The organism is Vibrio antiquarius (assembly GCF_000024825.1).
In the GTDB taxonomy this organism is placed as follows: domain Bacteria; phylum Pseudomonadota; class Gammaproteobacteria; order Enterobacterales; family Vibrionaceae; genus Vibrio; species Vibrio diabolicus.
On record NC_013456.1, the window covers coordinates 1591188 to 1603525 of the forward strand.

The window sequence follows — 12338 nt, forward strand, 5'->3', positions numbered from 1 at the left end:
TCGGTATTTAGGAGCAGTTAATGATCAGCAGTGAAAAGCAGCTGCCTGTTTATGTGGTTGACGATGACGAATCGGTGCGTGACTCGCTCGCTTTTATGTTGGAAGAACATGGCTTCAACGTCACCACTTTTGCTGATGGGCAGTCTTTCCTTGATGAGGTGGACGTTCAGCAAGCGGGGTGTATCATTCTTGATAGCCGAATGCCTAACCTTCGTGGTCAGCAAGTTCATCAATTTTTGAATGAGGCGCACAGCCCATTAGCGGTGATTTATCTGACCGGTCATGGTGATGTACCGATGGCGGTCGATGCGTTGCAAGCTGGGGCGGTCAACTTTTTCCAAAAACCAGTCAAAGGCGATGAACTGGCTCAAGCAATATTACATGGTCAGATGCAGTCCGCGGCGAGCCTCGATATGGTGGCGGCAAGAGCGGCGTATGAATCACTAACGCCGCGCGAAAAAGATATCTTACGTTTGATCATTGCTGGTAAGCGCAATATTCGAATTGCGGATGAGCTGTGCATTGCAATGAGAACGGTTGAAGTACACCGCGCTAACCTATTGAAAAAGTTCTCAGCGAAAACCGTCGCAGAGTTGGCATATATTTATGGCAAGCTAGATTAGAGCTTAGTGAGTGACGCTTCTTAATGTTATTTGTGGATACAACTTGAGCTTTATGACGACTCGCGTATTATCTTCTTCGTTCCTACTTTATCTGAATTCTTATGAGTTTATTGACTAAGCGACATCACACACCACATAAACGGGTGAAATGGCTACTAGCGATTATTGGCTGGGTGGTTATCGTGTGTCTGATGCAAAATTCAGGTTTTGCATCGTCATGCTCTATGAAGTACGAGACGGTATCGCCTGTTGTTTCACTTACTGATGAGGGTTCGAGCGTCAAGTCCATTGATGCTAACGAAACCAGCAAATGCGAATTGTCTGAAAAATTAATTCAATTTTCTCAACATCAACTCGATGCATTTATTGTTGTTCTGTTTGTCGGTCTTTTAGCGTCGGCTATTTGGATGTGCTGCACTTATATTCGCGCACAACATTGGACGGAGCCGATAGGTCGTAAGTATCGAGTCCATCTGACTCTCTGTGTATTCCAAGAATAAAAACGTGTTTTCTGACCAATAACGTCAGCGATTTAGCACATTTGTTTTTATTATTAGGAATTACTATGAATCAAATTACCAAACTGACTCAGTTCGCGTCTATGTTCTTTATGACGCTGGCTTTGAGTTTGTTCTCTCTGAATATTTCAGCACAAACTACCGATACCGGTTGGATGACCAATCCACAACATCCTCCAGTGCAAACGCGCTTTGTACTAACGGGTCAACAAGATCCGCAAGCCAAAACACTTACAGGTTATTTGGATGTCAAGTTAACCGGAGACTGGAAAACTTACTGGCGATCGCCGGGCGAGGGTGGTGTCGCGCCATCGATAGATTGGCAAAACTCGCAAAACCTGAGCAAGGTTGATTGGCAATGGCCATATCCGCAAAAGTTCGAGTTATTGGGCATTGAGACTCTCGGTTACAAAGGCGACACTTTGTTCCCAATGACGCTGCATATCGACGATATGTCGAAACCCGTCACGATTGATGCAGTGCTCACGCTTTCTTCCTGTACTACGATTTGTGTGCTGACGGACTACCAAATTCAATTGACGTTCTTACCCTCTGAGCTGAAAGTGGACGAAGACGTGATGTTCAGTTACGCCCAAGCGGTGAGTAATGTTCCTCAATCTTCGCCTTTTGTTGAGGTCACGCAAACAAATTGGGATGAGACTCAATCCAAATTACAAATCAAACTAAAGAACACGCAAGGTTGGCAAAATCCTCAAGTGTTGGTGGATGGTGTTGGTGATGCGATTCGTGACTACAGCTTCAAGTTGGATGGACTTCAGCAAGAAGGTGATATCGTCACAGCAAATTACTCGGTTGATACCTGGCTGGGTGAGGTAGAGCTTAATGAACAATCGTTATATGTTTCCATCAAAGATGATAACTTGCTGGTCGAAGAGGTAACACAAGCACAAGCAGGATCGGTTACATCGTCACTGCCAACTACCTCTTTAGCGAGTATTTTCTTATTTGCACTGTTAGGCGGTTTGATCTTGAACATCATGCCGTGTGTGCTGCCTGTATTGGGGATGAAGCTCAGCAGTATTGTGGCTGCGCATGGTGTAGAGCGCCGTCAAATTCGTACCCAGTTTATCGCTTCTTCTCTGGGGATTCTCACTTCGTTCTGGCTGATAGCTGGATTCATTTTGGTGTTGAAGCTTACGGGTAACGAGATCGGTTGGGGCGTGCAGTTCCAAAGCCCTTGGTTCCTAGGATTGATGGTACTAGTCACTGCTTTGTTCGGCGCCAATATGTTGGGGTTATTTGAAATCCGTCTGTCATCGGGTACCAATACATGGCTCGCATCGAAAGGTGATAACTCTCTAGTGGGTCACTACGTTCAAGGTATGTTCGCCACTTTGCTTGCGACACCTTGTTCCGCACCGTTTTTAGGCACTGCCGTTGCTTTTGCCTTGGGCGCGGACGTATTAACGTTATTTGCAACCTTTACTGCATTAGCATTGGGTATGGCACTGCCTTGGATCTTAGTCGCTGTGTTTCCAAGTGTCGCGCTGAAACTACCTAAGCCCGGTCCATGGATGAATGTCGTTAAGATCGTGTTTGGCATAATGATGTTGGCAACCAGCGTTTGGCTACTTTCATTAATGGCAAATCATGTACCGATGTTATGGATTGCACTCATCGCTGTGGTTGCTTTTGTCGTCATGATGGCAAGAATTAAGCGTGTGTATGGTGAGAAAGCACTTGCTGTATCGGGGACCGCATCGTTAGTGTTGATAGCTGGAGGCTTACTACTTGGCAGTGTCACTGCTGACCAATGGGCAACGCCACTTCCGGATGATCTAGCTTGGCAAAAGCTTTCTAATTCAGCGATTGAAGAGCACGTCAATAATGGGCGAGTGGTGTTTGTGGATGTGACTGCGGATTGGTGTGTCACGTGTAAAGCGAACAAGATCGGCGTGATCTGGCAAGATCCTGTCTACTCATTGCTGCAAAGCCCTAATGTGGCGACGTTAAAAGGGGATTGGACACATCCGGACGGCTCGGTAACGGACTTTTTACGAGCTCATGGGCGTTACGGTGTGCCGTTCAACATCGTCTATGGCCCGGCGGCGCCACAAGGTATCCCGTTACCTGTGATTCTGACTGATGATGTTGTTTTAAGCGCGGTGAAACAAGCGAGTGGAGGATCCATTCAATGAGTTCGACAAAGCAGCGTAGAACAGTCCGATATTGGCTCGTTCAAATCGTACAGATGGTGCTCATTGTCACCGTTATTTCTATCGCGATGGATTGGTATCGCACCAAAGATATTCCCAAACAGGAGGCACCACCATTGAGCTCCGTATTGAGCGATGGTGAATACTTCGATGCAATCGCGCAAAGTCATGAACAACCTGTCGTTGTTTATTTTTGGGCGACTTGGTGTCCCGCGTGTAAATTTGTAAGCCCAAGCGTGAGCTGGCTGAGTGATGACTATGCCGTAGTTGGCGTTTCTGGCTCATCGGGACCGAATGAGCGCGTGGCGCAGTTTATGCAGGCAAAAGAATATCGTTTTGAAAACATAAACGATCCTTCAAGCGATATTATGCGTGAATGGAAAATTAGCGTGACTCCAACCATTTATATTTTAAGAAATGGTGAAGTGACCTCTATTACGACAGGCATCACAACGCCGATAGGAATATTGGCGAGAATTTGGTTGGCTCGATAACGAAATAAAAATCCGATATTCAAAATACTGAATATCGGATTTTTTCTTTTTATTTTCTCGCTCCAACGGGAATCATAATGTGTGCGTATGGAGTGCCTTTCCACATCACGTATGGGCCACCATAACTTGGATCGGTTGGTAGAGAGTCGAGCAACGCTTGGTCTGGCGTAATAATCATCAAGTGTGGTCCTTCCACAATCCATTGATTATCGTCCGTCATCCCTTCTGCAAATGGGTCGGTGTTACTGGCACCGCCATCACCCGCTAACATGTAAGAAATACCTAATGCTTTGGCTTGGAAAGGTTTTTTGTTCATCCAAGCGTCTGCCCATTCCATCCAAGGACCATCCATACACATTGGCGCTGTGCCTTCCAATTGAGGAGGCGTTGGGAAGCAAGTGTATTGGCTAGAACCTTCTTGCAGAACATTATTGTTCCAGTCCATCACTGTTACTTTATCGCGAATAGTCGGTGGTGCAGCACTCAGTGCATCTTCTAAAAGTGCTTTTGAATCATCGGCTGCGAATGCGCCAAAAGCGCAGCTGACCGAAACAACAGCAGTTAAATAAGGAGTTAGTTTCATAAATTAAACCTCAAGTTAATACAACATGAGAATTTGAGCACTTTAATTATAGAATGATATTAAAAATAAGAATCATTATTTAAATGGAAAATAATAAGCGATAGGTTTGTTATGTTAATTTAAATATTGTTTTTATATACAGCGAATAGAATGATGGAAATAAGATTCGCTGAATAATCGAAGCAGATTATCAGGACATATTTTTTCTTTATGCACTTAAAAATTCCATCGTAATCACGGGCTAGTACTTTTCAAAATTTCATCTATTTCTACGGGTTAGCGCTGAATAACCAGTCGGTTACGTTTCATAAAAAATTAGCCATTTAATAAGTGCTTAGGTGCGTATTGCGTGTTACATTCGAGCATCGTTCTGGTTATCAAGGAGGAAACGATGAACGTAGCAAAAATGTATGATGATGTGTCGGAGCGCTATCAAAAGTTGGTGGATGACAGCCATTACGTCGGCCCACGTTGGATTTCTGGGAAGTTAAAAACCTTTCCCATCGAGCAAGGCTTGGCTCTCGACCTAGCCTGTGCGACAGGCAGTATCGGTCATGTCGTAAAAAATCACTATCCAGATCTCACCATCCATGGTTTAGACATCTCGTCCAAAATGGTTGATAAAGCGCGCCAAACTAACCTCTATCAAAGTGTCGCGGTTCATAACCTCGATGAGCCATTTTCCCCTTTGTTTGAGCAAACCTTCGATCTTATCACCGCACTTGGTTTTACTGAGTTTCTAGCCGAGCCTCAACAACTGCTGGAGTGCATTTCGCGTAAGCTAACTGCGAATGGACGATGTTTTATCAGCTTTCAATACCACGATCCGGATGGACAAGATTTGCCTCGAAACACTTATAGTGGATCGGTCGTGCATACGGCATATACCGAATGTGAAGTTGAACAACTCTGTCAGCAGGCGGGGTTGGAAGTGGTTTCCTTAGAAAATGTGATTGGTTACGTATCTGGTGTTGGTTATGTGTGTCGATACTTGATGCTAGAGCTGAAAAAGTCACACCACTGAAATAAGTAACAAACAAGGACTGTTTTTGAAAACACAAGATTTAACCGAGTTCGGGTCGGGCATTGAATACGATGCCCAATACGAGCAGCATTACCATTACGACATTGCTTTCATCACAAGGTTAATCGAAGAAACCAATGCTCGAAGTGTACTGGATGTCTGTTGTGGTTCCGGCATTGTCACGATTCCAGTCTCTGAGCAACTCAACGAAGCCATTGGCATTGATATTTCTGAAGGGATGCTCAAACACGCAAAGGACAAAGCCAAAAGTAGGAGTAACTTACGTTTTCTTCATCTCGACGCAACCCAGTTTTCGTTAGGTAAGAAGTTTGACCTAGCCATAATGACAGGGAATGCATTCCAAGCCTTTTTAAGTGACGACATGCTGGCAGGCGCACTGAGCTCAATATCAAAGCACCTAGAAAAAGGTGGGCGATTTGTCTTCGATACGCGGTTACCAACGCCAGAGAATCTAGAATTGGATCATGAGATGGCGCTGTGGCAAACCTATGTTTCTCCAACTTATGGTGAAGTGAATTATTTAGGTATGAAAGCCGAGTATGACTTGCAAACGTCCATCATGTATTTGAACAAAGAGCGCCATTTTGAAGGTGGAACGATTGAGTATTCCAGCATTGATTTAAAATATCGTCCGCTGGAAGACATAGAGGTTTTCCTTGAACAAGCGGGATTCAGAATCATAGAGAAGTACCAGTCTTGGTCAGCGCAAGCATTTGAGGCGAATGCCAACTCGCTTGTCTGTGTGGCTAAGAAAATATAAATCAATGTTGAGGGATACAATGCAAGGGTTTCGGATTACCACGTCGTTAGATGACATGGATTTAGACGTTATCTACCAGTTCATTTCAAACAGTTATTGGGGAAAGGGTATTCCAAGAGAACGCTTTGAGAAGTCTTTGCGCCATTCGTTCTGTTTCGCGGTTTTGGATGACGAAAATCAACTCGTCGCTTTTGCTCGGTTAATTACCGATCGCACCACGTTTGCGTACCTTGCCGATGTGTTTGTTGTGGAGGCACACCGTGGTAAAGGCATCAGTAAGTGGTTGATCTCAGAAATTGTTGCTCATCCAGAACTACAAGGCTTACGCCGTATGATGCTTGCAACCCGCGATGCTCATGGGTTGTACAAACAGTTTGGGTTCACTCCTATTGCTCCAGTAGAAAATTTCATGCAAATCTGGAAACCGAATGTTTATCAGAGCTAAATCATGATGAGAGTTGAATCTCAACAAGTGGCAATCAGACACCTCAAAACAACAGATGCAGATCCTCTGTTTGAAAACTATTTAGGCGATGAACAAGCATGCCGCTTCCTCAACCGCCAAGCCCATCCAAATTCTAATCAAACCCTTGAAGCCATCGAAAGATGGCGCGCTCAATATGATAAAAAGTCCCCCAATCTATTAGTCTTCGCTATTGAAGAACTCACTTCTCAAACTCCTATAGGCTGTCTGGTGCTGATACCAGAGCAAGACAGCAGTGAAATCCATTTTGGTATTTCTGCTCGCTATCAGGGAAAAGGCTATGCAACCCAAGCCTGCAAACTTGGCGTTGTTTACCTGCAAAGCTTGGGTATAACGCGCATTCGCACTACCCCCGCATATTGGCAACCACGCGAGTATTCGTGTGTTGGAGAAATGTGGCTTTATCAGCCGAGGCATTTTAAAAGCGCATGCGGTTTTTCCTGCTTTAGGACGTGAGGCGCAAGACTGTATGGATATGCGATTGGAGGATACAGAACAGCACCATTTTGCACATTGTTCAGAATGAAATGGGTGGCGGTTGAAACGAGCGGTTACAGAGCTTGTTAGTCGCCATCGTAGACAGCGTCTTTGCTGAATGATTCGTCGAGATTTTTTAATCTTTGATTGTCAGAGACGACTGACAAAGCCTTACCAACTGTGACAACCAAACCGCTATTAAAGCAGGATATTATTCCTTCAACTTTGTGTTTTAGGAGTAGTCATTAGACTACCCAATAATTGTTGGAATAAATAATGACGAAACGTTGGCTTGTCTCCGCTGTGAGCATCGCGCTGCTCGGCGGTGGTACGTATTTCTATCTCCAATCTGCCGCTCAACCAGAATTGCTGCCTACATTGATTGTGGAAAAAGGTACGATTGAAAAACAAGCTGTGGCTGTTGGTAAGATTGTCCCTGCACACTCCGTGTCTATCAAGTCACAAATCGACGGTATCGTCGGTGAAATTTACGCGAAAGTTGGTGAAAAGGTGAAGCAAGGCCAGCCTCTGATCAAAGTACGACCAAACCCAACTCCCCAAGCATTAACGGATGCATCGGCAGAACTCATGCGTAGCGAAGCCGATCTGGAATCCGCCAAACAAAAACTGTCCAACTTAGAAAGCTTGGTCAAGCAGGACATTATTCCAAGTAACTACGACGAATACGTAAGTGCGCGCTCGGCAGTCAAATCTGCGCAAGCGGACGTATTGCAAAAGCGCCAGAATCTCGAACTCATCCGCAGTGGTGAAGCGTCTATCGGTGATGCGCGTTTAACGTCGACGATCTACGCGCCAATTGATGGCACGGTACTCAACCAGAAAGTTGAGGTCGGAGAGCCGATCATCTCGACTCAATCAAGCCAAGCCGCGACTGAAATGATGTCATTGGCCGACATGAACAGTCTGATTTTTAAAGGTAGCGTCAGTGAGCATGATGCTGCGCAGTTGTCTCCGGGAATGCCCGTTATGTTGACGGTTGCGCCTTATCCTGATGTGGCGATTTCTGGTGTGCTAACCAAAGTGGCGATTCAATCTGAGAACCTCAACTCACCAGAGGGCAATGCTTCGGCAAAAAGTTTTGATAACGGTTTTGAGGTTGAAGTGGGAGAACTCAAGATCCCACAAGATGTATTGCTTCGTTCTGGTTTTTCTTCGACGGCTCAAATCATTCTGAAGAAGTCTGAAAACGTGCTCACTCTACCGGAGCGCGCTCTGCAATTTGATGGTGACGCACCGAATGTTCTGATCCCCGACAGCTCAGAACAAGGGTTTCATAAACAACCGGTGAAACTCGGTCTGTCAGATGGCATCAATGTCGAAGTGCTTGATGGCGTGGAGCTTGATGAAGAGGTTATCGACAACAGCATGATGGGAGCGGCGCATGGTTAAGCTGCAACGATCAAAAATCGCCTTTGCATTGTTGGCTGCCACGCTCAGTTTGCCTACCTATGCAATTTCTATTGAACAAGCTTGGCAACAAGCAAAGCATAACGATCCAAATTACGAAAAGGCGAAAATCGGCGTCCAGCTTGGCGAGGTTGGCGTACAGAGTAGCCGCAGTGCGTTATTGCCGGGTTTAAGTGCCAGTGCGTCAGCGGATTGGAATGAGTCCTCAAGCCATTCCAACAGTTACGGCGCGACCTTATCTCAAACTATTTGGGATAGCAGTTTGTGGTCGGAACTGGATCAAGCGAATGCCAATTATCTCAAAGCACAGTTAGAGCTATCTCAATCGCATAACGAGCTTGCGCAGAAGTTGCTCACCGCTTACCTAGATGTGGCAAGCGCACAGGGCGACCTCAAATTGGCGCAGTCCAAGCTGGAGGAGGGGAAGGAACTTCTCAACATCATTGAGAAACGCTATCGAGCAGGCAAAGTGAAGTCGGTTGATGTTGAAGAGATGCGAGCGAATCAAGTCTCTGAGCAAGCAAGTATCCTCAATGCAAAAGCCGATCTCGAAGTGAAAAAAGCAGAGCTTGCGGCGTTAATTAATCAAATGCCGGAGAGTGTCGACCAAATTCGAACGGATTCTTTAATTCAGCCTCCGATGCTGGTGGACTCTCAGGAGCAATGGCTAAAGCTGGCGAAAGACAGCAGTCCAGAGCTGCTGGTGGCGGCGCAGATGGTGAAGGCGAGCGAGTTCGCGAAAGATTCAGCTAAAGGTGGATACTACCCGACAGTCAAAGGCAGTGTGGGCTACAGCGATGGTGATAATCGTTCAAACGGCGAGTTTAACGCTGGGATTAGTTTGAGTTTGCCGATTGACCTCAATGGTGCAGTGCGAGCGAAAGTGGACGAAGCATCGTTGAACATTTTAAGTGCCAAGCAAGATATGCGTAGAGTGGAAATTGATATTCAGAAACGAGTTATTCAGCAGTTTACGCAGGTCGATATCAACTGGAATCAAGTTTTGATAGCGAACGAGCTGGTTGAGTCGCGCGCTAGAGTGTTGCAAAGCAAAGAGAAACTTTACGACGCTGGCCTGCTTGAAGTGTCGGAAGTTATCAGCGCACACAACAGCTTGTTTGAGGCGAAAAACAGTCTGCAAACCAACTTGTACAGCTACTGGCGTAAGAGAATCGGCTTACTGCAAACCGCAGGGAAACTCGATGACGATACCATGGCGTTGATCTCTCGAGCTTTTCATTCATGAGCAGTCTATTGCAACAAACTTGGCAAACGTTGATAGCGCATCGCATGAAGAGCGTGCTAGCCATTATCGCGATTGCTTGGGGCGTGATCTCTGTGGTGGTGTTAATCGCACTTGGCGAAGGCTTTTATCGCCATCAGACCCAGTCGTTTTCATTTATGGTCAACAATGTGCAAGTGGTGTTTCCGTCGAGTACCAGTAAACCGTGGCAAGGGTTAGCTTCAAGACGACAAATTGATATTCCACAAGAAAAAGTCGACATGATCAAACAGTCAGGCTTCGTGCAACAGGCGTCAAGCGTTTACGCCAAATGGGATGCGAATATCACCAATCTCAAAGGACAGAACTTATCGAGTACGGTCAGCGGTATTGATACGTCTTACTTTCCTTTAATACAACGCAAGCTGCAATCCGGTTCGAGAAACCTGTCACCAAGTGATATGAAAAACCACACTCGCGTGGCAGTGTTAGGCGATCAAATTGCGCAAATGGGCGGAATCCAAATCGGGGATAGGCTCAAAGTCAACGGCATTCCGTTTTTGGTGATTGGGATAACCGTTGGTGAGGACACTGGCATTTCATTCGGCGATAGCCGCACGGTTTTCATTCCTCAAACAACGTACCGCGATTTGTGGGATGCGAAACCTTGGATGGTATTGATGAAGCCGAGAGATGGGATGGATGCACCGTCGTTTCGACAAAATATCGTGAACTTTTTCGCCAAGCAGCTTCATTTTGACCCAAGTGATAAAGATGCGGTCGAATTACCTGATTTTAGTGAAGGTGCGGCGGTCATCAGTGGAATTTTGCGTGGCATTCAGATTTTTCTCGGAGCGAGCGGCGCGATGACCATGGCGGTCGGTGCGCTTGGCATTGCCAACATCATGTTTTTATCCGTCACGGAGCGCACGCGTGAAATCGGTGTGCGTTTGGCGATCGGGGCGACTCAAAAATCCATACTCAGTCAGTTTATTCTTGAAGGGCTTATTTTGGTAGCCGTGGGCACGGCATTAGGTCTGATGTTTTCGTATGCCGTGGTATCTGTCTTAAGCAGCATGGCATTACCGGAATGGATTGGTTTACCTGTGATCACGCCAGATTCCATTGCTTGGTCTTTACTTGTGACGCTTATCTTGGCATTGATGGCGTCGTATTTCCCAGCAAGGCGAGCATCGCGTCTCACGCCAGTCATTGCTTTGAGTGCGAGGGCCTAGTCATGCTGTTACCGATGAGACAAATTTTCCAAGAAATGGCGGCAGAAAAGCTGAGACTGGGTTTGACCATTCTGGCAGTAGCGTGGGCGACCCTCTGTATCGCTGCTATGTTGGCGGTAGGTGAGGGTATTCGTCAGGGCGTATTGAAAACCGCACAAAATGGTAACGGCAACTTGATCTATTTGACCGGAGGGATGGCCACCGTCGACCACGGTGCTTTTCACCAAGGTAAATTTCTGACATTAAAAATGGACGATTCAGAGGTCGTTCGAGCGTTACCCGATGTAAAAAGTGTTGCGCCAACTGCGAAGTGGAAAGAGCGCATCACCGTTGGTGATAGAAACTCGTGGCAAGAGCCGTTAGCGGTCACGAGCGAGTTTCAATCCATGACCAATTTGGTGCCGATGGCGGGGGGGCGATGGTTAAATCCACTCGATCAAAAAGAGACGCGCAAAGTCGTTGTACTGGGTTATGAACTGGCAGCCGACTTATTCAACCCGGATGAGGACTTTAGTTGGTTTGCGACAGTCACATTGCAAGTCAACCCTGTGGGGAAAAAGGTAAAAATCGGCAATGAGGAGTTCACCGTTGTGGGCGTATTGGAGAAAAACAGCGCTCAAATAGAGCTGGGGGATCTTATCAACTATTCCAGCTTTGTGCCGTTAGCGACGTGGAAGCGATTTCATGTCAACGGTGAAATTGGTGGCATCAATGTGCAACCACAAGCCGATGTAGACCGAGAAGCCTTAGCAAAGACGATCAGGCAAGTGATTGCCCGTAAGCACGGGGCAAGTGTCAGTGATGAACAGGTCGTCCAAGTCGATGATATGTTCCTTAAGCAAAAGAGTATGCAGCAGTTTCTGATAGGTTTGCAGAGTTTTCTTGGCATTATCGGCTTCGTGACGTTAGCTGTTGCTGGCGTTGGCATCGCCAATGTGATGTATGCCACCGTAAAGCGATCTACGCGTGATATCGGCGTGCGCATGGCAGTCGGTGCAACCCCAACGGCCATTCGCATGCACTATTTAGTGCAGTCTTTATTGACAATGATGATGGGGGGCGCGCTTGGCTTAGGCGTGACGTACGCGCTGGTGTCTGCCATCAGTTCCATTCCTTTAGAGGGCAATGCCTTTTATGAACAACTGGGTAAACCTGTCCCTGAGTTGTCGTGGGTCGTTGTCGCGATTGTCATCCTCACCTTAGTGATCATTGGTGTGGCATCTGCATGGTTACCTGCAAACCGAGCCGCAAAAGTCAGCCCGTTGGAGGCGCTACAAAGTGAATAACAATAA

At 46.4% G+C, this 12338-nt stretch carries 12 protein-coding genes and 1 pseudogene; 12 read left to right on the plus strand and 1 reads right to left on the minus strand.

Annotation, left to right across the window (positions count from 1 at the left end; translation table 11 throughout):
• Window positions 1-20 precede the first annotated feature (20 nt).
• The 4 genes from VEA_RS07490 to VEA_RS07505 all read left to right on the plus strand — a co-directional run bounded on the left by VEA_RS07490 (window position 21) and on the right by VEA_RS07505 (window position 3812).
• Window positions 21-623, plus strand: coding sequence for a response regulator transcription factor (locus VEA_RS07490; protein ID WP_012841602.1), 603 nt, complete (start codon window positions 21-23; stop codon window positions 621-623).
• A gap of 101 nt (window positions 624-724) precedes the next feature.
• The gene (locus VEA_RS07495) at window positions 725-1123 is read left to right on the plus strand and encodes a hypothetical protein (protein ID WP_041852914.1); all 399 of its coding nucleotides are present in this window, start codon (window positions 725-727) and stop codon (window positions 1121-1123) included.
• A 65-nt stretch (window positions 1124-1188) separates the two neighbouring features.
• Window positions 1189-3300 (plus strand): protein-disulfide reductase DsbD family protein, encoded by a 2112-nt coding sequence (locus VEA_RS07500; RefSeq protein ID WP_006742659.1) that lies wholly within the window; start codon window positions 1189-1191, stop codon window positions 3298-3300.
• On the plus strand, window positions 3297-3812 hold the full coding sequence (locus VEA_RS07505) for a protein disulfide oxidoreductase (protein WP_041852915.1): 516 nt from the start codon (window positions 3297-3299) through the stop codon (window positions 3810-3812). Before VEA_RS07500 ends, VEA_RS07505 begins: the two co-directional genes overlap by 4 nt.
• A 49-nt stretch (window positions 3813-3861) precedes the next feature.
• Here VEA_RS07505 and VEA_RS07510 read toward each other — a convergent pair whose 3' ends face one another.
• Window positions 3862-4395 (minus strand): hypothetical protein, encoded by a 534-nt coding sequence (locus VEA_RS07510; protein ID WP_012841605.1) that lies wholly within the window; start codon window positions 4393-4395, stop codon window positions 3862-3864.
• A gap of 391 nt (window positions 4396-4786) precedes the next feature.
• Here VEA_RS07510 and VEA_RS07515 point away from each other — a divergent pair, with 391 nt between their 5' ends.
• The 8 genes and pseudogenes from VEA_RS07515 (at window position 4787) to VEA_RS07550 (ending at window position 12332) form a co-directional block, all read left to right on the plus strand.
• Window positions 4787-5419: a class I SAM-dependent DNA methyltransferase gene (locus tag VEA_RS07515; RefSeq protein ID WP_012841606.1), complete on the plus strand. Its 633-nt coding sequence runs from the start codon at window positions 4787-4789 to the stop codon at window positions 5417-5419.
• A 25-nt stretch (window positions 5420-5444) separates the two neighbouring features.
• A complete protein-coding gene (locus VEA_RS07520) occupies window positions 5445-6200 on the plus strand; it encodes a class I SAM-dependent methyltransferase (protein ID WP_006742657.1) in 756 nt (251 codons plus the stop codon).
• Between the two features lie 19 nt (window positions 6201-6219).
• Window positions 6220-6645: a GNAT family N-acetyltransferase gene (locus tag VEA_RS07525; protein WP_012841607.1), complete on the plus strand. Its 426-nt coding sequence runs from the start codon at window positions 6220-6222 to the stop codon at window positions 6643-6645.
• Window positions 6646-6648: 3 nt separating this feature from the next.
• Window positions 6649-7210 (plus strand): annotated as a pseudogene (locus VEA_RS07530) (GNAT family N-acetyltransferase).
• 227 nt (window positions 7211-7437) lie between these two features.
• A complete protein-coding gene (locus tag VEA_RS07535; RefSeq protein WP_005376722.1) occupies window positions 7438-8571 on the plus strand; it encodes an efflux RND transporter periplasmic adaptor subunit in 1134 nt (377 codons plus the stop codon).
• A complete protein-coding gene (locus tag VEA_RS07540) occupies window positions 8564-9835 on the plus strand; it encodes a TolC family protein (RefSeq protein ID WP_006742656.1) in 1272 nt (423 codons plus the stop codon). Before VEA_RS07535 ends, VEA_RS07540 begins: the two co-directional genes overlap by 8 nt.
• Window positions 9832-11046, plus strand: a complete 1215-nt coding sequence (locus VEA_RS07545; protein WP_006742655.1) for an ABC transporter permease — start codon at window positions 9832-9834, stop codon at window positions 11044-11046. The genes VEA_RS07540 and VEA_RS07545 overlap by 4 nt, the downstream gene beginning before the upstream one ends.
• A 2-nt stretch (window positions 11047-11048) precedes the next feature.
• Window positions 11049-12332, plus strand: coding sequence for an ABC transporter permease (locus VEA_RS07550; protein ID WP_006742654.1), 1284 nt, complete (start codon window positions 11049-11051; stop codon window positions 12330-12332).
• Window positions 12333-12338: the final 6 nt, after the last annotated feature.